Genomic DNA, 21,913 nt, shown 5'->3' on the forward strand with positions numbered 1-21,913 from the left:
TACATCCTTTAATTCATAGTAGTATTCTGAGGCGGAGGCAATGCCTTCCTGAGCTGGCAGCCTTCATTGTTTCGTCGTCAGAATAATCGTTACCGATGTCTTCGGCAATACTGTCAGCGATGTCGATGACATTTTTGTCAATGATGGCGATATAGACTATGTTTTCATCATTGGCCATTTTATCAATCTGGGCTTGATAGCTGAATTCATCTTTAATTTCTTTACTTTCTTGGGATGTTGCCCCAGCAGTAGCTTCAGTCAGGGCTTCAATGGCATTGGCGTTGTTTTCCAGTTGTGTTACAAATCGTTGAGAAGTTGTATAGCCATGATCTTTTAATTGATCCAAGAGGCTGTTTCGGATCAAATACGAAGAAATTAGACCAATGGCAAAAATGCCCAAAAAACGCAGAAAAGGGGCATAATCAGTAGTTTAAAACGTATCGAATCGGTTTTTTTGGTTTGCGTCCTTTGATTATTCATTCTCATGATGCTCCTTTAATTATGGGCGTTTGGATTTGAAAAACTAGACACTTAATTCTGGTTGCCTGGATTAGCTTAATTATACAGGCAGGTTTCTTTTAAGTCAAAATAATTATTCTGTCAAATATAGTCCAATCAATAGAAAAAAGCAATCGTTGCGAACGTCCGATCAGGAGGAAGTTGCAAACAATTGCTTTTAATGGCGTAAACAGACTTGTATAATGGTGGAACGCTATCAGGTGCTTTATTGTTCCACAAAATCTACGATGATTTCAATGAGATCCATGGCTAATTGATTATAATGATCTCCGGTAAGGTCATCAGTACCTGAATAAATTAATACAAAGGACTTGGCATTGAGTCCAACCCCTATTTTTATCCGGGGTTTATCTTTGAAAGCGATGGGAATATTATCGTTTCGCAGAGTAATATACATTTTCTCTTTGTCAGCAAAAAGTTTTACCAGGGTTCGTCCATCTTCGGCTTTGATGCTGTAAGAACCATTAAAGGTGATAACCTTGCTGGTGGTGAGCCGATCTCCCAAGGATACTAAAAACTCCTCCAGATTCAATTTCAAATCCGGGTGCCACTGATCCAAAACAATGGTTCGAATGGTCGGGTCATTATTGCTGGAGCCGGTTTCTGCAGGCAGATGTAAGACATTGTCTTTCGACAGGGCATAATATCCTTTTTGGGGATCAACCAGGTTCTGCTCTTCAAGCATGGCAAACGAAATTAAACCAAAGGATTGTTTTTCGGCCCGCCAACCGCTGACGCCGATGGGGGGTAAAAAGTTGGCATTTTTAAAGGGCTGGATATCAACCGGATCATTAGTCAGAGCAACAAATAAAAAATCCGGATTGTATCCGAATTTATCAATACAGAGTTTGATCATGACGGGTTTTTTAAGTACCTTGGGGACATCGTGGTAGAGCTTGTATGCTTCATCCACATCTTCAATAAATCCGCCATCTTTTTGATAATGATAAGCTTTGGCCAAACGATACATTAGAGCCAGTCGGATATTCAGCTTGTCGCCAATGTCTTTGTATTTATTGGGAAATAGTTTTATATTTAATTTTTCTGATGCATCATCATAGGCCGAAATTTTTGATTCAACAAAAATAACATGCCGCTGGAGGCTTTTTTCTTCGGCTATAATGATCAGATTGGGCCTGCCAAACTGTCCCAGTGACGGTTCGATAATAAAAGTAATTTTGACAATATCCGGCAGCCACTCTGGCTTGAAGTCATCAGTAAATTTAATAGTGTTTAAAAATCTCAATTGTTTTTCAAAATCGGTTTCCATATCGAGTATGATGCTGTTCACAACACCTTGGTTACCGTAGAATGTGGTTGTCATAAAGAATCCTCCATTTTTAGTGAGTTTAGTATACCACGTCAAGCCCAACTATAAAAGGATTTTGATGCATGAGTCCGTGAAAATCAGGGGTAAAAATCAGGAATAATGGGAAACAAGGGTCTTCATACTTTCAATGACCCAGTCGATGTCATCAGAGTTGACACCATAATTGGTTACAAAACGGTACTCACCATTTTCTGTTCCACTAATTTTAATATTCTTTTTTAGCAGACCTTCAATAAGCGCAGATTCAGTTATCACAGATTCTGGAAGGGTAAAAAAGACCATGTTGATATCCAAACGGTTTCTAAGAACCGAGCAGGAATCGATCTCTTCCAGCCGGGTGGCCAGATAGCGGGCATTCCGGTGGTCTTCTTCCAGCCGGGAGATCATTTCCGTCAGACTGATAATCCCGGCCGCGGCCAGGATTCCGGCCTGTCGGAGGCCACCGCCCATCAGTTTTCTGTTTTTACGGGCTTTTTTTATAAATATTTCGGTTCCCAGTAGTAACGACCCCACCGGTGCACAGAGGCCTTTGGACAGACAGACGTTTACTGAATCCCCTTGGGCGGCAATTTCTTTGACATCAACCCCTAATGCAAGAGCGGCATTAAATATTCGGGCGCCATCAATGTGCACTGGGATGTTTTGGGATTGGGCCAGGGTATAAACCGCTTCCATATTGGCCAAGGGAACAGTTTTTCCCGATGACTGGGCGTTTTCCATACAGATCAGTCCGGTATCCGGGAAATGAATGTCTTCACCCCGGAGCATCAGCGCCAGTTTTTCCACATCGACGCCGTCATCGAGAACCGGAAAGGTTCTGATTTGAACGCCCGAAAGGACCGCGGCTGCGCCGACCTCATGCATCAGGATATGGCAATCATCACCGACCAGGACTTCATTTCCTCTTGTCGTGTGGGTCATGATCGCCAGTTGATTGCCAAAAGTACCGGAGGGTACAAACAGAGCCGCTTCCTTGCCTAAAAGTTCAGCAGCTAGCTTTTCTAACTGGTTGACAGTTGGGTCATCCCCGTAGACATCATCACCCACGGTTGCATTGGCCATAGCGGTTCGCATGGTTTGGGTTGGTTGGGTTACAGTATCACTTCTTAAGTCGATCAACATAATTAAAACTCCTTTGATTGTTTTAATAATTATTTCAGTTTTCATTATTATAGCGCGAAAAGATCTGATCGACAAATAAGTTTTTGATCGGGAAAAGATCTAAATGTATTTATGCAAGGCTTATTACAGAACGACTGATGAGATTGTAAAAATATAAAAATTTGTCAATAAATGAGATTTAAATTAGAGCACTGTCTTAATTGTATAAATATACAGTAAGATAATGGTTAATTACGATAAAAAATAGTTGAAATAAATCGAGGTCATGTTATAATTTGCCCATATGTGAAAGTATGGGGGAATAGTTTTGGAGAAGATTCAAATTACCATCAATTTCTAAAAAGCGTGAGAGATGGTATTATCGTTGTTGACCTAGACAATATGAAGAAGCCCGGGAAAGATTTGAGGATGGGTCTCAATATCCACTTTCTATTATTATGGGAGATGTAAACGGATTAAAGATGACAAATGATGCATTCGGACATCTGGCCGGTGATTCATTATTGATAGCAGCCAGTCAGGTTCTGACTCATTGTTGTCGTTCCACCGATGTGGTCGTGCGATGGGGCGGTGATGAATTTGTTATGCTCCGCCCAAATACCGATGAAGAAACCGTTAAAAAACGGATGAGCAATATGATCGATGCAGTGGTGTCTTGTAAAGTTGACCAAGGGATTCTATCGATATCATTTGGATGGGCAACTAAGCATTCAAAGACAGAACCATTTACTGAATTGTTTAAAAAAGCAGAAAGCATGATGTATAAAAATAAACTAAAAATGAAATCTGAAGTTCGACAAAATACAATTCAGTCAATTATGTATACTTTATATGAAAAAAGCGCAGTTGAAAAAATTCATGCGGAGCGGGTTTGTTATTATTGTATGCGTATTGCTAAAGAAATGAATATGAAAGAAATAGAATTAGAACAGCTCAGGTGGACAGGAATGCTTCATGACATCGGCAAAGTAACAATCGATAAAGAAATTCTTGAAAAAAAGGGAGAATTAACCCCGGAGGAATGGAATGTAATAAAAAAGCATCCAGAAACAGGCTATCATATTATCAATTCAGCCCCTGAAATGGTTGGAATTGCTACCGCAATTTTGTGTCATCATGAACGGTGGGATGGAAAAGGGTATCCAAAAGGCCTGGTAGGTGAAGAGATTCCGATTTTATCAAGAATTATGGCGGTTGGAGCGTCTTATGATACGATATTATCTGAACGAACCTATAAAAAAGCAAAAACCAAAAGCGAAGCGCTGCAGGAGCTTCAGAATTATGCTGGAACCCAATTTGATCCCCAGATTGTATCACTTTTTGTGAATCGGGTGGCAAACACATTATAAAAAAATCGATCATCAGCAAAGTCAAATTTTGTGATGGTCTTTTTCATTTCAGTCCCAAATTATAAAAAAAACCCCTAAAGTCAAAAAGTGCGATGAGATTGTGTTACAATGCTAACAAAAGTATGGTATCATAACAAAATAATTATGAGTAACTCATGTCTTATGTGGAAAGGAAAAGAAAAGATGGTCTCTTTATTAGAGTTAACTCTCCAACTATCAAGAGCTTCGGATATGGTAAGCCCGGAACTGAATCATCATCAACGTCTTGTCGCCTATATTACCAACAACCTAGGGGAAGAGTTGAACTTTGATGAAAAGAAACTAAATGAAGTCTGTGTCGCCGCTGTGCTGCATGATATTGGTGGTTTAAGTATGCAGGAACGAATCAATGTGCTGAAGTTTGAAGCCATTAATCCCCATCAGCATGCCCGAATTGGTTGGCTGCTTCTGAAAGATTACCGAGAATTCAAAAATATAGCCAGAATCATCAAATTTCATCATGTGGATTGGAACGATGGGGAAGGTCTCAGATTTTTGGGGGAAACGGTCATGTCCGAAAGTCATCTCATCCACTTGGCTGACCGGATTGCTACCCTCATCTCTCGGGACGATAAGATGATCAATCAAAAAGACCGAATTTTTGAAAAAATAGTAAGTGCCTCGGGACGAAAATTTAACCCTGAGTTCATCAAAGCTTTTGAACGCTTAAAAGAAAAAGAGTTTTTCTGGTATGATCTGGAGTCTATTTCCAATGGTCGGCGATATTATAAAAAAATAAAATTCCAGGACCAGAGACTGGATATCGACGAATTAATCGGAATTACCAAACTGTTTGCCCGGGTCATTGATTTTCGGAGCAACTTTACTGCAGTTCACAGCGAAGGAGTTTCAGCAGTAGCCAAACGGTTGGCACAGCATTTAAAATGTGATGAGCTGACCTGTAAGAAAATTCAGGCCGCTGGCTACATCCATGATATTGGCAAACTGACAGTTTCCACGGAAATCCTGGAGAAACCGGCGGGACTTACCCAAGCCGAATTTGCTGTCATGAAAGAGCATACCTATCATACTTATGTGTTGTTGTTTCAGATTGCCGGTTTTGAAGAAATAAATGAATTTGCCTCGATGCATCATGAACGGCTGGATGGAACCGGCTATCCCTTTAAAAAGACAGCGTCAGAGCTTTCGCTGGGAGCCAAGATCATGGCGGTGGCAGATATTTTTACCGCAGTATCTGAGAATAGACCCTATCGTAAGGGAATGGAAAAAGAAAAAGTGATCGAGATTTTAAAGCAAATGGTGACGGATCATAAAATTGATCCACACATTGTAGAAATTCTAATTTCGAATTATCAAGATGTAAACAAAGTCCGGATCAGGGCCCAGAAAAAGGCAAGAATACGGTACAATGATTTTGCTAAACTATTGACATCATAAAAGCTATTCAGGTTTTAGGTTTTTGTGAAAAAATGGAAGTGTAAAGAAATTAATAAAAAAATAGTACAATAAAAATCCAGGCTGAATATTTCTGTTCAGCCTGGATTTTTTAGAACGCTTAATATTTGTCAAAATCCAGATTATCAAGGATTATTTCTGATTGAGGAAGTACCAATGACTCTGAATAATCGGTAACAGGTCTGGCAGGCTGATTTTTTGTGTTCTTGAGTTTAAAGGCATCAACCATTTGTTTAAGCATCTCGGCTTGTCCGGAAAGTTCTTCACTGGCAGCAGCGCTTTGTTCGGCTGTTGCTGAATTCGTTTGAACTACTTGGGAAACGGCTTCAATGCCTTGATTGATCTGGGCAATTTCTGAAGCCTGGTCATTGGAGGCCCGGGCAATTCGACCGACCAGATCGGTAACTTTTTCAATTTGCTTAAGAATTTCGGCAAGCCCCAGAGCGGTTTCATCAGCGATTTTAGTGCCGACTTCTACCTTATCGATGGAGCCTTCAATCAGCCCGGTGGTTTCCTTGGCAGCTTCAGCACTGCGGGCAGCCAGAGTACGGACTTCTTCAGCAACGACGGCAAAACCTTTGCCGTGCTGACCAGCCCGGGCTGCTTCCACAGCGGCATTAAGAGCCAGAATATTAGTCTGAAAGGCAATGTCATCAATGACTTTAATGATTTTAGAAATATTGTGTGAGGAGTCGTTGATTTCGCTCATCGCAGCGACCATCTTAACCATTTGAGAATTGCCAACTTCAGCATTAGAACGAACATTGATGGCCAGTTCATTCGCTTCATTGGCATTTTGGGCGTTGCGCTTTGTTTCGGCAGCGACTTCTTCAATGGATGCTGTCAACTCCTGAATCGAGCTGGCCTGTTCAGTAGTTCCATGTGATAATGCTTGACCACTATCAGAAATTTGTTGAGCACCGATATCCACCTGACTGGCAGCGACATTGATGTCGTAAAGGGTAGTGCTTAAGCTGGCAGCAATTTGATTTAGGGCTTTTTTGATTGCCAGGAAATCGCCACAGTAGAGGTTGGTAATCTCCAGGTCAAAATTTCCCCGACTCATTTCTTCCAGAGTGTGAGTGATTTCTTCCACGTAGGCTCTTAAAAATTCAATGGTCTGGTTCATATCATGTTTGATTTTTCCATGTTGACCTTTGAAATCACCGTCCATGGTAATTTTGAGATTTCCCTCAGCCAGTTCATTGAGCGTGGCCGAAGCAGCTTGAATCGGATCAATGATCGCATCCAGGGTCTGGTTGAATCCTTCAATGACGGTGGCATATTCACCTTGGAACTTTGTTACATCGCCACGGTTGTTGAGATCTCCGGAAATGGCGATCTGAGCCATGTTTCTGGTTTCTTCAACCAGCATCAAAATCGTTTCGGTCATGCCCAGCAGTGCTGGTACCAGACGGTCGTTCTCACTGCGTTTGCCAATGCTGCGAAGAAAGTCCAGATCATTTAGATCACCGTTACGGATATTGGTGGAAATACTGACAATCCGACCAAGCTGGGCATGAACCCCATTGATGGATCGGGCAATTTCACCGAAAATACCGTCAAAATCGCCGTCAATAGCTTGAGTTAAATCGTTTTTATTCATCAATTTCAAAGTGTGGTCAGCCACCGATAAGGCACCTAATCCATCCAGGCAGGCATTAAGATTATTTTTAATTTCGCGGAAGTCGCCATAATATTCATCAGTAATCTTCGGTGGAATTTCACCCTTGCCAATTCGCTCAATGTATTCGGCAGCGACGTTAAGGGGACCGACAACGGCATCCAGAGTACTGTTTACACCGGCAACGATTTCCCGAAAACCACCGCTGAATGCATCAGCATGGCCCCGGGTGTCCAGACGTCCTTCGACGGCTGCCTGAGACAGTGCATTTGCCTCGGTAATCAGGGCTCGGATGGTTTCGATGGTTTTTTTCAGCGCGGGCCCGATTTCATCCTGGGGATCGGTGATTTCCACATTCATGGAAACATCCCCTTCAGAAATGCGGTTGATTGTGCCAATAACCAGAAACTGGAGAGAATCAGCCATTTTGTCCATGGTTGTCGCCATTTCGCCGACCTCGTCGGTGGTATCAATATTAAGACGGTTGCTCAGGTGACCTTTACTCATTTCCTGGATCATATGGTTAGCCTTGCGGAGTGGCCCACAGATCAGGGAGGTCAGTACTAATCCCAAAGCGACAGCGATAATCATACTAATAATCATGATAATGGTCATTGTGGTGGTGACACCAGCCGCCTGGGCAAAATTTTCTTCAGATTTGGTCAAACCATCGGCAAGTTTTAAGTCAGAGAGATTATCGATTGCCGTTTGCAGGGCGGCCGTGGCTTTCCCGGCAGCACCATCTGGACTCATTAAGTTAAACGCTTCAGTGTCCTGGTTTAGGGCAGCTTGGGTCTTCACCGCGTCAAGATGTTTGTTGTATTCTGTCCGAGCAGCTTCAAAGCTGTCAAAGGCTTCTTGCATTTCATCGGTTTGAATCGTTTTCTGGTAATCGTCAGCCAAGGTATCGATTTTTTGTTGGTCTTCAGCAATGCTCTTTTCAATCGACTGAATCAGGGCAGGATCGTTGGCTAGAATCATGTCCCGCAGGTTTACACGCATCTTCTGAAAGGTGGTTGACATTTGACCAACTTGGGAGATGGGCACTGTCATGTTTTCATATAACTCCTGATCAGACTCTTGTAGCGACCAGGTATTTATGATACCAATGAAACCAACAACGCCAACAAGCAGAGCAATAAGAATAAACGATGTCAGCAGTTTCGTTTTAATTTTTAAATTTTTAAACCAATTCAAGTTAGACCTCCGTTAGTTTAATCTGAGGGGGCAAATTGCGGACGGTGTCCTTACTCACCAGTATTGATGCAAAAAAAGTCTTATGAGATTAGCTTATCGCTGCGGAATAAATAATTGCTATTCTGGTGATTGGACGGATTGATGCGGGATTTATTTTCTGAAACACCACCTGACTGAATGAATAGATAGTCATTCAAATTAATATAATTTCATTTTTTAATTTCCTGTAAATTATAAGGGATAATCTTGTAAAATGAAACAAAAAAATAACATAATATCGCATTATTTTCTAAAAAGTGCTCCAAATATAGTATAACTCGATCAAAATTTTAATCAAATGTCAATAATGTTAGCAGAAATAGAAAATAGACAGTTGTTTATTGTTATATTCTGGACGATAATGAATCGATATTGACATCCGTTATAAAATCGTAAAATGAAAGAATACATGAGTATTCAAAAAAATCCTGAAGACAATCGGATTTGACTGTCTTCAGGATTTTTACTTAGAGCATGGAGTATATGGATATGACTTGTTTAGATATCAGTACTTATCACGTTCTGAATCATCCAAAGTGATCCGGGGTTCAGGTTGGGGTGGTGCGACAAAGGGAACCGCAGATACCTTTTTGTTAATCGGCATTGTTCTTTCGACATCGTTGCTGTATTGGTTTTTGAGTTTGAAAGTGCGCATCATCTGTTTAAGAACCTCAGCCTGGCCGGAAAGCTCCTGGCTGGAAGCTGCACTTTCTTCGGCAGTAGCTGAGTTGGTTTGGACTACATTGGAAACTTGTTCAATACCCTTGGTGATTTGTGCAATTTCTGAAGCCTGATCATTGGAGGCCCGGGCGATATTGCCAACCAATCCGGTTACTTTTTCAATCTCATTAAGAATTTCAACCAGACTTTCAGCGGTTTCATCAGCAATCTTGGTGCCAGCTGCAACCTTATCAATCGAGCCTTCAATGAGACCCGTGGTTTCCTTGGCGGCTTCGGCACTGCGGGCTGCCAGGGTTCGCACTTCTTCAGCAACGACGGCAAAGCCTTTGCCATGTTGTCCGGCCCGGGCGGCTTCGACAGCCGCATTAAGAGCGAGAATATTGGTTTGGAAGGCGATGTCATCAATGACCTTGATAATCTTTGAAATATTGTTTGACGATTCGTTGATTTCAACCATGGCAGTGACCATTTTTGACATCTGAGAATTACCTACTTCAGCATTGGTTCGCACTTCAATGGCCCGTTCATTGGCTTCATTGGCGTTTTGGGCGTTTCGCTTGGTTTCTGCGGCCACTTCTTCAATGGAAGCGGTAAGTTCCTGGATGGCACTAGCCTGTTCGGTTGTACCTTGTGATAAGGCTTGACCGCCGTCAGAGATTTGAATGGCACCGGCTTCGACTTGTCCGGCAGCGTCATCAATTTCTTTCATGACTTCACTTAAATGGGTAGTGATCCCATTAATAGCCAGTTTAATGGCGACAAAATCGCCATGATAATAGGTTTTAATTTCCTGGCTGAGGTCGCCCTCTCCAATGCGTTGGAGGGTGATTGTGATTTCGTCAACATAGTTTTTGAGGAAATCAATGGTTCGGTTCATATCCTCTTTTATTTTTCCGTGCTGGCCTTTGTAATCACCATCCATATACGTCTTCAGGTTACCTTTGGCCAGCTCGTCCAAGGCGGTAGAAGCTGCCTGGATCGGCTCAATGACAGCATCCAGGGTTTGGTTAAAGCCAGCAATAACTTTGGCATACTCGCCTTTGAATTTAGCAGGGTCACCCCGATGATCAAGATCGCCTTCAACAGCCAGCCGGGTCATTTCATCGGCTTCGCTAACCAGGGAATGGATATTTTCAATCATTTGAATCAGGCTGGGAATAAATTCATCCGCTTCACTTCGTTTTCCGATGTTAACCAGTTCATCGTAATCACTCATATTGCCGTTGGCAACATTATTGACAATGGCATGGATGTAGTTTAATTTCCAGTGAATTTCATTGACAGAGGTTGCCAAATCGCCAAAGACGCCTAAATAGGTTCCCTCCATTTGGGCCGTAAAATCATTGATAAATAGTCGATGAAGCACTTCACCAGTCTCGGTTAAAGCCCCTAAACCATCGATGCAGGCGTTGATATTATTTTTCAGATCATTAAAATCACCCTTGTATTCAGTGGTGATTTTAGGCGGGATCACGCCGTTGCCAATCCGTTCAATGGCTTTATTGGCAACTTTGAGGGGTTTGACAAAGGTGTTGATCACATTGTTTAAAGAAATGATCATATTTTTGTAGGCCCCGGCGTATTCATTGGTATTTCCCCGGTAGTTAAGTTGTCCAGCTAAAGCAGCGTTTCCAAATTTTACAATGGCATCATGGATTCTGTTCATTTCTGTTAAAACAGCAACCATGGAATAGGCGATTACATCATCGTCAGAACGGGGGATGATTGCAACGTCAAAATCACCCTTTGACATCTGTTGAGCCGCTTCGGAGAGACTTTTGTTGTTTTGAATCATGGTTTCAAAAGATCGCATCAAATCGCCAATCTCGTCATGGGTGGTGATTTCAATGTTTACATCCACCTTGCCCACAGCCACCTGATCGGCGATTTCTTTAAGTTTTACAATCGGTTTCGACAGCTTTTGGGCCATTATAAAGGCTGCAGCACCGCCAATCAGGAGAATAAACAATGAAATCATGATAATCAGATTGCGGAGATTATTGATCGGAGCTAGTACATCATCTTCATATTGGGCGACAATCAGGGTCCAGTTTGTACCAGGAATGGGAGCTGTGGAACCAATTTTGGTTTCTCCGTTTAAAGTATAGGTTAACATCCCGGTGGTTTGGGTTCCCAGTTTCTTTAACGCTAAACCAAAACTCTTCCAAATGCCATCGTTGTCGATAGCGTCAAAGACGTTAACCTGATCCAATATCATCTGATCATCGGGATGGGCCATCATCGCTCCAGTTTCATTGACAACAAAACCGAACTGGCGGTCGCCATCGCCCATGGCATTGATGATATCCTTTAAGAAGGTTGGATCTCTTCGGCCAACCAATAAGCCAACAACCTGACCGTTGCTTTTTATCGGTGCGACGTCAAATACCACGGGTTCTTTGGTAACTTTACTGATGGCAACATCAGAAATAGATAATTCACCCTTGAAGCCGTTTTCATACCAAAATTCTCCCCAAGAATCAAACTCGCCACCGCCTTTGATATATTTGGCATGACCGTCCTGGTTCATTACGGCAATGTCCTGATAACCCAATCGTTCCACATCGCCAGCAATGGCATCAACTTGAGTTTGCCAGTCCATGGTGGTTACCCGGGCCCGGGAAGCCACTTCACTAAGGGTCGATAAGTTACCATCAATGATGGCGCCAACATGGGAAGCGCCTTCCGTGGTGTACTTTTGAGCATCGGTATTGGCCTGGTTGGTTAACGCAGCAGCACCCAGGTTAACTGTGATGATTCCCAGAGAAAACACGGCCAAGGCCATAAGGACAACTGTAAACAACAGCAGTTTGGTGGATATTCGGGATTTGCGAATGGCTTTATCCGGGATATAGTCAGCTGTATTTGCAGCAGTTTGTGGTGTCAGATCGGTTTGCTTGGTTGGTTCCAGATCCAGCAGCGGTTCTAGATTTTTGTTCATAATAACCCCTTTCAAATATCGTTTTGCAGGTTATCCAGAAAATCAGGGGCCAAGATACGGCCGCAATGATTTTAGCAGGATGTAAGTTGATTTAGGACAAGTGCATACTGACATCGCAAAAGACACCAGTGTTATCATTATATAACTATTTATAACAAAAATCTACCACTTCATAACTAATAATTATCATTGCCGAACAGGTTGTGGCTGGTTGCAGCTTGGTTGCTGTCTGTTAGTTTAATCGCTAAAAACATGCAATATAAATTAAAACCAGACAGAGTGCCTGGTTTTAATTTATATTGATAACAATTTGGTTTTGGCCCATTGCATCGGCTGCCGACAGGGCCTGAGTTACTTTTTTAATCAGTATTTCGTAGGAAATATCATCAGTGAGAATGGCAGTAACCACACCAATGGAAACTGTGTAATAGCAAATCTGGGGAGTGGTTGCGTGGAAAAAAGCGGTGTTTAAGATTTTTCGTCTGAATTTTTCAGCCATTTCTGCAGCACCGGCGGGATCCGTATCTGAGAGAATACAGGCGAATGTGCAATCATCCCATTGGGTAACCAGATCCCCGGAACGTTTCAAGGTTTTATTCAGTATGGTGGCAATCCGGCGATGACAGTCAGTGTTGGATAATTGTTCTTGACAACGAGTAGGTTTCTCTAAAGTGTTAAATTTGATCAGAAGGATTGATAGATAACGTACGGTAGTCTTTGCTTTGTTGATGGCCTCAACGAGCATTGAATCAAATTCTTGACGATTGCCAATTGGAGTAGGGATATCCGTGACGCAGCCGTATCGCTTAGAAACGTATTCATTTGCAAAAGCGTCATCTGGGGGAACGCAAAATTTACTCATTTTCAGAATTCCTTTCTGATCATAAAAAATATTGACCTGATAGTATTTTATACTTGATTTGGGCGGAATGTAAAGCTTTTTAATCAAAATCAAGCGCTCGTGAATATGTTTATAATTAACAATAAAGGGTAAAATATGGTAGAACGAAGACCTGCAAATTGACAAAGACAGCCACAATAATCATACGCATTTGATTATTGAAAGAATGGAGAACGGGTAATAAAAATAAGGTGTACAGATTGAGCGACATTCAAATTCAAAAAGCAATAGACAACTGTACGGTTAGTGAGGAAAGAATGGATTTTAAAAACGCAAATCTGGTGTATTTTACAGGTACTGGAGGAACAGCTCGAGTTGCTGATGCGTTCGAACATTCGTTAAAAAAAGAGCAATTGCGGTTCAACGCACCGAGTTAAGGGGTATAACTGAGCCAGTTGTGTTTGGCGATGTATTGGTGCTGTTGTTTCCGGTGTATGCATTTAATGCACCAAAACCCATTACGGAGTGGTTAAAAAAAATTCCGCCTGCCAAAGATCGACCGGCGGTGGTCATTTCTGTTTCAGGTGGAGGCGAAATTTCGCCCAATACAGCGTGTCGATGGGCAACAATTCGTCATCTTGAAAGAAAAGGTTATGATGTAATATACGAAAAAATGATGGTTATGCCATCTAATTTTTTGATCGGTTACGATGAAAGCCTTTGCGCCATGGTTCTTCATGCAACACCAGTAATTGTTGAAAAGGTGGTGACTGAAATTATGGTAGGAGAACGGCATCGAACGCAGCCCTATGGCATCGATCGAATCGCATCAAAACTGGGATATTTTGAGATGATTGGGGGAAGGATTTTTGGTCGGCGACTTAAAGTCAACGAGAAATGTATTGAATGCGGATTGTGTGAAAAATTGTGTCCTCAAGAAAATATTAAAATTAGTGAAGGTAGGCACCATTTTGGCAATGAGTGCGTCATCTGTATGCGTTGTATTTATGGCTGCCCTCAAAAGGCTATTGAACCGGGAATTGGAAAATTTGTGGTGCTTTCAGAAGGCTTTGATTTGAATAAAGTCGAAGACCGCATGGATCATCTGACCGTATATCCCCGTATCAGCAGTGCCACCAGCCATTCGTCACTTCGAGGTGTACGGGATTATCTGATTGAAAGTGATTGTTTTAGACAATAAAAGAATTGGGTGTTAAGGAATTGAAAGTGAGAAACAGCAATGGATTATCAGGAACTCAGTGATTTTTTTGTGCATCTGGATCGTTCTTATTTTATTGACAATGAAATGAAAGAATTTGCAGATCGGGATCAACCCCTGTCAATCGGTTATGAACAAACAATTTCTCAACCTTCTCTGGTGCTTGAAATGACTCAGATTCTCGCCCCAGAGAAAAACAGTTGTGTGTTGGAAATTGGAACGGGTTCAGGTTACCAAACAGCACTTCTGGCTAGATTTTCGAAAATGGTTTATACGATTGAACGAATTCCGGAATTATCGGAAACAGCCCAAAAGAGACTTAATAATTTGGGTTACAAAAATATTGTTTATAAAATTGGCGATGGCAGTGAGGGATGGGCTGAATTTGCCCCCTTCAATCGAATAATCGTCACGGCAGCAGCAGAGAGAATTCCCAAGGAACTCATTGATCAGTTGGCCAGAGGTGGAAAAATGATTATCCCTGTGGGGCCGCCGGAATTACAGGAGTTAAAGCTTATATGTAAAGATGATGATGGGCAGCTTAGGCAGCAGACCGTTGATCTGGTACGTTTTGTTGAAATGAAAGGGAAATATGGTTGGAAAAATAAAGCAGCAGTTAAATAGGATGTTTTTAAAACCCCTGAACCCTTTTTTAAAAGAGGATAGGGGTTTTAAATTTTTAGTCGTTATGGAATACAAAAAGCTGGTTGCGACCGGCTTTTTTGGCTCTGATTAGAGCGGTTTCCGAGCGGGTGAAAAGGGTCGTTAAGGAGTTTTCGGAAGTGCTTTTGTCTAAATGAACGCCGGTAGCCACTCCCAGTGATAAAGTGATGATTGTATTAATTGGTGAGGTTTGGTGAGGAATGCTCAAATTTACTACAGTTTTTCTGATGATTTCAGCGATATGGGCGGCTCCCTTTAAATTAGTGTCCGGGAGTAGACAGATAAATTCCTCACCTTCCCAGCGGGCGGCCAGATCACCGGCACGTTTTAATGTTTTTTTGATTGTACCGGCAACTTCCTGGAGACAAGCATCCCCTTCAGCGCGCCATAAGTCTCATTATATAATTTAAAATAATCAATATCAATTCTGATCATCGAGAGTGGGGTGTTATTTCGTCTGGCTTTGCGAATTTCGATAGTCAGCATTTCTTCGAAACGGCGACGGTTGGCGAGTTGGGTTAAAGCGTCGGTATCGGTTGTGTTACTGAGAATTTCCCGATAATGCTTGAGCGCCAGCTGGTATTTTATTTTTTGCTCGACATTGGGCAGATCAAAGGGCTTGGAAATAAAATCAACAGCACCAGTTTGGGCGCCATGGGCTTTGTTTTCTTTGTCACTCAGAGTCGTTAAAAAAATGATCGGAATACCCATCGTACTTTCTTCCAGCTGAATTTGTTTACTGACTTCAAAGCCATTCATTTCCGGCATACTGAGATCCAACAGAATTAAGTCGGGGACAGGTTTTTGTGTAGCCATAGCTAAGGCAGCTTTTCCGCTGTTGGCAACAGTGATATCATATTTTTCTACCAGAGCCTCAGCAAGCATTTGGGTGTTCTTGGTTGAATCATCAACCACCAGGATTTTCGGTCTCTGATCTAGAACGCCAGAGCTGGTTAATTGAGTCTGATCATTTACGATTTGCTCTAATGCTGTTAGTTCGTCATCTTTGAGGCTAAGGTTTTTATTATACATCGGTAATATATGTTGGGACACACTACGTCCGTTTTTGAGTTTCTGAGACTCATCTCTGAGCAAGAGAACATGAAATGAAAAATCATAGTTGTTCTCATTGTCCCAGGCAGCAGAAAATTTGCCGTTCATGGTTTCAACCAGCGTTTTCACTAGTTCCAGGCCAAAACTGAGATTGTTTGCCATTGTGACGCCGGTGGCATCGGTAAATAAAAAGGGGTCTGCCAAGCCATTTTTTAAGGGCGAAATTCCAGACGTTTTAACATCAAAATAAATCTTAAAAACTGATTTGTCGGTATTTTCCGGGGTAGCTTCAAGGAAAATCTTACCTTGCTCCAGGCATTTCATGGCGTTAAGAATTAAATAGGAGATGATTTGCTTGAGTCGTTGAGGATCACCAACGACAGTCGTTGGAATCTTGGGATGAATTGACAATTCGATGGCAATGTTATGACGCTTGGCGCTGGCGATCAAGGGGATGATTGCATCCTCGACGGTAGTGTGAAAATCAAAAACAATCACATCATGGCCAGTCTTGCTATCGTTTGTCAGAAGCCCATCAATCAGATTTCCCAGAAGTGAAGAGGAAAGATGGATATTCTCCAGACAGGTTTTCTGATCTGATCTGGAATTGGCTTTGCTCATTAACTCAAAAAACAGGAACAGACTTTCCAGAGGTTCCTTTAGTTCATTTGATAAAATCGATATCAATTGATTTTTTAAAAAGTTGGCGCTCTCAGCATCTTTTTTTGCCTGATAGAGTTCAGTCAAATCTTTACCACAACAAAAGATAAGTCCATCGACCCATTTAAACTGCCAGGTTACAAAAAGATAGGAGTCAAAATTGGAGTGTAGACGAGTGGTAAGCGTCAGTGATTCCTTTTCTCCAGTCAATTTTTTTAGGCCAAGAATCAAGTTGGGCACATCGTTGGGATGAACAAGATCAATGAGATTTTTGTCATAAAGATCTGGATTCAGGTAGCCCAGCTTCGTTTCCCAAACCTGATTTGTTTGTAAAATAGCCCCTCGTTCATCGGCAATGCAAAGAAATTCTGTACTGATGGTAAAAAATAAGTCAAGGAGTTGACGACTTTGTTTACTAAGCGAAAATAGATTGTTCATAGCAATACTCCTTCAGCAAGTAAGAAGATTCGATAATTCAGACGCCAGGTGACCAGGTGTTTTTGATTTTGACATTCCGTTCTTTAAATTCAGGAATAATCGTTTTGGTGTTCCCGATTTTGTCTTTGAAACGCTGGATAATTTCGAAATCATCACGAAAATGCATGGGAATGAGTACCTTGGGATGAAAGGTTTCGATAAAATATTCGCCCGCTTTGTAGAAGGAGTCGCCCAGACGGGGATCCACCGGAACAAAGGCGAATTCCATGGGCAGGTTCTTCATTTTTTCCAGTTCAGCTTTATAGTCCTTTTCTTCCTGTATCGGATCGATATTTGGTTTTTCATTGGTGTCCCAGTCCCACCAATTGAGATCCCCGGCGTGGAAAATCCGATGGGAATTGGTAGCAATATAAAATGAGATACCTTGATCAGTGGAACCAAAAGTTTTGATGTCCATCCCACCCAGCGACATGTGCTGGTAGGGGCCAATAGTATGGGTTTTATGAGTAGAGGCTTTGGGGATATCATCACTTAATATATAGGTAGGGTGATAAACCCGTTCGGTTGAAAAAATATCAGCGGTGTAGTGGTCGCCGTGACCATGAGACACAAAAAAATAATGAGGAAGTCCCTTGCGAAGGAGACTGGTTGGGATATGGGTAAAACAATCAAAGATCAGTGTTTTATCTGCTAATTGAATTAAAAAGCCGCTATGATGCAAATGGAAAATTTTCATATGTTACCTCTCTTGGATCTTTTTTATATCGAGTAATTGGTTAGTACTATATTACCCAAATATAATGCAATTATACTTCAAATTATACCGGAATCGATTAAAAATTTGAAAATAAACGGATAAACTTGAAAAATATTCGGGAAAATAAAAAAATAATCCGAACGTTTTAAATTCTATTGATATTATTGTTCGGAAATAGTAAAATAAGTTTATCATTTAAAAAGGTGGAAAAATTGTGATAAAACGAATTTTTGTAGAAAAAAAAGACGAATTTGAAGTAGAAGCCAAGTCGTTGACACATACCTTTCAACGGATTCTAAAGATTCAAAAGCTTGAATCCATGCGTATAGTATATCGATATGATGTCCAAGACGTGGCAGATGAGTTGTTTGATCAGATTATTAGCACTATTTTATCCGAACCCAATGTTGATCAGGTATTTGAAGACTGTCTTGAAACGAGAGTTGATGAAAAAATATTTGGAATTTCGTATCTACCTGGGCAATACGATCAGCATGCCGATTCCGCGATTCAGTGCATTCAGATCGTATCCGGTGAACGGGCTTTAGTTAAAGTCGCAAAAATTGTTGTACTCACAGGGGAATTAACTCAAAATGAATTTGAGAGTATTAAGCACTACATGATTAATCCAGTGGATTCTCAGGAAGCCAGTTTAGAACCTTTTACAACCCTGGCTGATGAGGTTCGTGAGCCAAATGATATCAAACCGCTGGATCGTTTTATCACGCTAAATGGTGATCAATTAGAAGCGTTTCGTCTGGATCACGGATTTGCCATGACAACTGAGGACATTATATTTGTTCAGAATTATTTTAATAAAGAAGAACAGCGGAATCCGACCATTACGGAATTAAAGGTAATTGATACCTATTGGTCGGATCATTGTCGTCATACGACTTTTTTAACTCAGATTAAGCAGGTGCAGTTTCTGGGCGATGACCCCATTTCACAGGCGATGAAACGGGCCTATGCTGATTATTGTCAGGCCAGAACGGATCTATACGGCGAAAATTCCGAACGACCAATGAGTCTGATGGATCTGGCGGTTATTGGTACCAAAGCACTTAAAAAAGCGGGGCGGATTCCAGATCTGGATGAATCAGAAGAAATCAATGCCTGTAGCATCAACATGGTTGTCGATCATGATGGTGTCGACGAAGAATGGCTACTGATGTTTAAAAATGAAACCCATAACCATCCCACCGAAATCGAACCGTTTGGCGGGGCTGCGACTTGTCTGGGTGGGGCTATCCGGGATCCACTTTCCGGTCGAAGTTATGTTTATCAGGCAATGCGGGTAACTGGTGCCTGGGATCCCCGGGCGACCATTGAAGATACCTTACCGGGCAAATTGCCGCAACGTAAAATTTCGACGGAAGCGGCCCATGGATACAGTTCATATGGGAATCAGATCGGTTTGGCAACTGGTCAGGTAACGGAAGTTTATGATCCCGGTTTTCTGGCCAAGCGGATGGAAGTCGGGGCCGTGATTGCTGCGGCACCCAAAGAAAATGTCATCCGGGAACGCCCAGCTCCTGGCGATGTGGTGTTGCTAGTTGGTGGTCGGACTGGCCGGGATGGTTGCGGTGGTGCCACCGGTTCATCTAAGGCCCATACTGAAGAATCGATTCTGGAAAGTGGGGCTGAGGTTCAAAAAGGAAATCCCGTCGAAGAAAGAAAAATCCAACGCTTATTCCGCAGTAAAGAACTGGCGAATCTCATTAAACGTTGTAACGACTTTGGTGCTGGCGGGGTATCGGTGGCCATTGGCGAACTGGCAGATAGTCTGGAAATCGATTTGGATAAGGTGCCAAAAAAATATGAAGGCTTGGATGGCACCGAACTGGCCATTTCTGAATCCCAGGAACGAATGGCTGTGGTGGTCGATCCTAAAGATGTGGATACCTTTATTTCTATGGGAAAAGCTGAAAACCTGGAGATTACCCCAGTTGCCGTTGTCACCGATTCAGGTCGGTTGATCATGAAATGGCGGGGTGCAGAAATCTTGAATATTTCCCGATCCTTTCTTGAAACCAACGGTGCACCACAATTTATTGATGTGGTAGTTGAGTCACCAATAGAAATAGATAGCGCAATAAAAACAGCGGATCAAGACCCGAAAAAAGATGAACAATTCGATTTTATCAATCAAATGAAAGAGACGCTAAAAGATCTGAATGTAGCCAGTCAGCGAGGTATGGTGGAAATGTTTGACTCAACCATTGGCGCTGGCACTGTGGCGATGCCCTATGGCGGCAAAAACGCTTTGTCACCAATGGACGGGATGATCGCCAAGATTCCGATGATTCATGGCGACACTACCACCTGCAGCATGATGACCTTTGGTTACAATCCGACCATCGCCAAAAGCAGTCCCTTTCTAGGCGGGATGATGGGAGTGCTTGAATCGCTGTCCAAACTGGTTGCGATGGGGGGCGATTATAAAAAGGCCCGCCTCAGTTTTCAGGAATATTTTGAACGGTTGGGCAAAGAACCAATTAAATGGGGCCGCCCTTTTGCGGCGCTCTTAGGGGCCCATCAGGTTCAGACAGCCATGGGAACGCCAGCCATTGGTGGCAAGGATAGTATGTCAGGCAGCTTTGGCGAACTGACCGTTCCACCAACCCTGATTTCTTTTGCAGTGGTGACAACTCACGTGGAATCAGTGATAACCAGTGAACTCAAGTCCAGTGAGTCATTGTTACAATTGTTTAGTTTACCGTTAGATAAAAATGGAGTACCGGACTTAGTTGCGGTGAAAGCTGTTTATGATGTCATCATTAAAGCGAATCGGGAAGGCAAAATATTGAGCGCCAAAACAATCGGTTATGGCGGTTTGGCTGAAGCAGTGACAAAAATGGCATTTGGTAACGGCATCGGGGTTGACATCAATGATCGGATCGATCCCGCCTTCTTGTTTAAACCACTGTATGGCAGTATCTTGATCGAAAGTTTTGAAATTCTGGAGGGCTCAACCCCCATTGGCAAGACCACTGATAATAATAAAATTGTATTTGGCAGTGATGCCATCGCAATTAATGAATTGATCGAAGTCTGGGAAGCACCACTGCGGTCAGTTTATCCTGAAAAAGCAGAAATCAGTGGGGCCGTGGAAACCTTAAGCTTTAAGGTCACACCGATTGTATACCACAAAGATAAACTAGCCAAACCTCAGGTATTTATCCCGGTCTTCCCGGGAACTAACTGTGAATACGACTCGGTCAAAGCCTTTGAGAATGCCGGTGCAAAAGCGGTGACGACGATTTTCAGAAATCAGTCAGCGCAGGATATAATCAACTCCATTGACGAAATGGCGGCGCAGATCAGAGCATCCCAGATGATAATGATTCCTGGTGGGTTTAGTGCTGGGGATCAACCGAACGGTTCCGGTAAATTTATTGCCTCGGTTTTTAGAAATCCCAAGATGATGGATGCCGTCATGGATTTGCTCAATAACCGGGATGGGTTGGTATTGGGGATCTGTAATGGCTTCCAGGCCCTGATTAAGCTGGGACTGGTTCCCAATGGTGAAATCTGTGAAATTACCGAGGAGATGCCGACCTTAACCTTTAACACCATCGGCCGCCATGTGTCCACCATTCCGATGACTCGAATCAGCTCCAATCTGTCGCCCTGGTTGGCCAATACCAAGGTCGGGGATATTCATCGGATGCCCATGTCGCATGGCGAAGGTCGTTTTGTCGCCAGTGATGCGGTGCTGAAAATCCTCATCGAAAACGGTCAGATTGCTACCCAATATGTGGATTTTGAGGGTGCCGCCACCCTTGATGGCCGCTTCAATCCCAACGGTTCTGTTTATGCGGTTGAAGGCATCACCAGCCAGGATGGCCGGGTCCTTGGGAAAATGGGTCACTCCGAACGAATCGGCAAGAATCTCTATAAAAATATTCCCGGCAATATGGATCAGCAGATCTTTAAAGCTGGCGTCAATTATTTTAAATAAATTATAAATAAGAAAACTAGTGTTAGAAAATTTAAGAAGCAAACACGAAGGAGATTAAAAA

The 21,913-nt window shown here is 42.4% G+C and carries 12 protein-coding genes and 2 pseudogenes; 6 read left to right on the plus strand and 8 right to left on the minus strand.

Translation table 11 applies throughout. From position 1 onward, the window contains the following. Positions 1–13 precede the first annotated feature (13 nt). From CHL1_RS07105 to ltaE, 3 genes are all read right to left on the minus strand, one after another. Positions 14–346, minus strand: coding sequence for a hypothetical protein (locus tag CHL1_RS07105; RefSeq protein WP_250935625.1), 333 nt, complete (start codon positions 344–346; stop codon positions 14–16). 378 nt (positions 347–724) lie between these two features. Then, the gene (locus CHL1_RS07110) at positions 725–1,843 is read right to left on the minus strand and encodes a hypothetical protein (RefSeq protein WP_148637824.1); all 1,119 of its coding nucleotides are present in this window, start codon (positions 1,841–1,843) and stop codon (positions 725–727) included. Between the two features lie 96 nt (positions 1,844–1,939). Next, a complete protein-coding gene (gene ltaE / locus CHL1_RS07115; RefSeq protein ID WP_250935626.1) occupies positions 1,940–2,971 on the minus strand; it encodes a low-specificity L-threonine aldolase in 1,032 nt (343 codons plus the stop codon). Between the two features lie 407 nt (positions 2,972–3,378). Here ltaE and CHL1_RS18410 point away from each other — a divergent pair. After that, a pseudogene (locus tag CHL1_RS18410) lies at positions 3,379–4,320 on the plus strand (HD domain-containing phosphohydrolase); the annotation flags it as partial. A 183-nt stretch (positions 4,321–4,503) separates the two neighbouring features. After that, complete coding sequence (locus CHL1_RS07125) at positions 4,504–5,757, plus strand: HD domain-containing phosphohydrolase (protein WP_250935630.1); 1,254 nt, start codon at positions 4,504–4,506, stop codon at positions 5,755–5,757. A 118-nt stretch (positions 5,758–5,875) separates the two neighbouring features. Here CHL1_RS07125 and CHL1_RS07130 read toward each other — a convergent pair whose 3' ends face one another. The 3 genes from CHL1_RS07130 to CHL1_RS07140 form a co-directional block, all read right to left on the minus strand. Continuing rightward, positions 5,876–8,596, minus strand: a complete 2,721-nt coding sequence (locus tag CHL1_RS07130; RefSeq protein WP_250935632.1) for a methyl-accepting chemotaxis protein — start codon at positions 8,594–8,596, stop codon at positions 5,876–5,878. A gap of 544 nt (positions 8,597–9,140) precedes the next feature. Further along, on the minus strand, positions 9,141–12,257 hold the full coding sequence (locus tag CHL1_RS07135) for a methyl-accepting chemotaxis protein (RefSeq protein ID WP_250935634.1): 3,117 nt from the start codon (positions 12,255–12,257) through the stop codon (positions 9,141–9,143). A 289-nt stretch (positions 12,258–12,546) separates the two neighbouring features. Beyond that, positions 12,547–13,119: a GGDEF domain-containing protein gene (locus CHL1_RS07140; protein WP_250935636.1), complete on the minus strand. Its 573-nt coding sequence runs from the start codon at positions 13,117–13,119 to the stop codon at positions 12,547–12,549. A 239-nt stretch (positions 13,120–13,358) separates the two neighbouring features. Between CHL1_RS07140 and CHL1_RS07145 the strand changes: the two genes are divergently transcribed. The 3 genes from CHL1_RS07145 to CHL1_RS07155 are packed head-to-tail and all read left to right on the plus strand — an operon-like array spanning position 13,359 to position 14,941. Next, the gene (locus CHL1_RS07145; RefSeq protein ID WP_250935638.1) at positions 13,359–13,535 is read left to right on the plus strand and encodes a hypothetical protein; all 177 of its coding nucleotides are present in this window, start codon (positions 13,359–13,361) and stop codon (positions 13,533–13,535) included. A gap of 20 nt (positions 13,536–13,555) precedes the next feature. Next, the gene (locus CHL1_RS07150; protein ID WP_250935640.1) at positions 13,556–14,299 is read left to right on the plus strand and encodes an EFR1 family ferrodoxin; all 744 of its coding nucleotides are present in this window, start codon (positions 13,556–13,558) and stop codon (positions 14,297–14,299) included. 39 nt (positions 14,300–14,338) lie between these two features. Then, complete coding sequence (locus CHL1_RS07155) at positions 14,339–14,941, plus strand: protein-L-isoaspartate(D-aspartate) O-methyltransferase (RefSeq protein WP_084633715.1); 603 nt, start codon at positions 14,339–14,341, stop codon at positions 14,939–14,941. Between the two features lie 55 nt (positions 14,942–14,996). On the opposite strand, the pseudogene CHL1_RS07160 reads toward CHL1_RS07155, so the two are convergent. Together CHL1_RS07160 and CHL1_RS07165 are read right to left on the minus strand one after the other, a co-directional pair. Next, positions 14,997–17,131, minus strand: a pseudogene (locus tag CHL1_RS07160) (diguanylate cyclase domain-containing protein). Between the two features lie 37 nt (positions 17,132–17,168). Beyond that, positions 17,169–17,867, minus strand: a complete 699-nt coding sequence (locus CHL1_RS07165) for an MBL fold metallo-hydrolase (RefSeq protein WP_070372086.1) — start codon at positions 17,865–17,867, stop codon at positions 17,169–17,171. Positions 17,868–18,102: 235 nt separating this feature from the next. Here CHL1_RS07165 and CHL1_RS07170 point away from each other — a divergent pair, with 235 nt between their 5' ends. Further along, positions 18,103–21,852, plus strand: a complete 3,750-nt coding sequence (locus CHL1_RS07170) for a phosphoribosylformylglycinamidine synthase (RefSeq protein WP_250935644.1) — start codon at positions 18,103–18,105, stop codon at positions 21,850–21,852. The last annotated feature ends 61 nt before the right edge of the window (positions 21,853–21,913 follow it).

Origin of the sequence: Acetobacterium wieringae (genome assembly GCF_023700225.1) — a bacterium.
GTDB classification, from domain to species: domain Bacteria; phylum Bacillota; class Clostridia; order Eubacteriales; family Eubacteriaceae; genus Acetobacterium; species Acetobacterium wieringae.

Excerpts from the sequence above, each read along its gene's own strand:
- CHL1_RS07110 (WP_148637824.1), bottom strand. The coding sequence starts at position 1,843 with ATGACAACCACATTCTACGGTAACCAAGGTGTTGTGAACAGCATCATA.
- ltaE (WP_250935626.1), bottom strand. The coding sequence starts at position 2,971 with ATGTTGATCGACTTAAGAAGTGATACTGTAACCCAACCAACCCAAACC.
- CHL1_RS07125 (WP_250935630.1), top strand. The coding sequence starts at position 4,504 with ATGGTCTCTTTATTAGAGTTAACTCTCCAACTATCAAGAGCTTCGGAT.
- CHL1_RS07135 (WP_250935634.1), bottom strand. The coding sequence starts at position 12,257 with ATGAACAAAAATCTAGAACCGCTGCTGGATCTGGAACCAACCAAGCAA.
- CHL1_RS07140 (WP_250935636.1), bottom strand. The coding sequence starts at position 13,119 with ATGAGTAAATTTTGCGTTCCCCCAGATGACGCTTTTGCAAATGAATAC.
- CHL1_RS07155 (WP_084633715.1), top strand. The coding sequence starts at position 14,339 with ATGGATTATCAGGAACTCAGTGATTTTTTTGTGCATCTGGATCGTTCT.
- CHL1_RS07165 (WP_070372086.1), bottom strand. The coding sequence starts at position 17,867 with ATGAAAATTTTCCATTTGCATCATAGCGGCTTTTTAATTCAATTAGCA.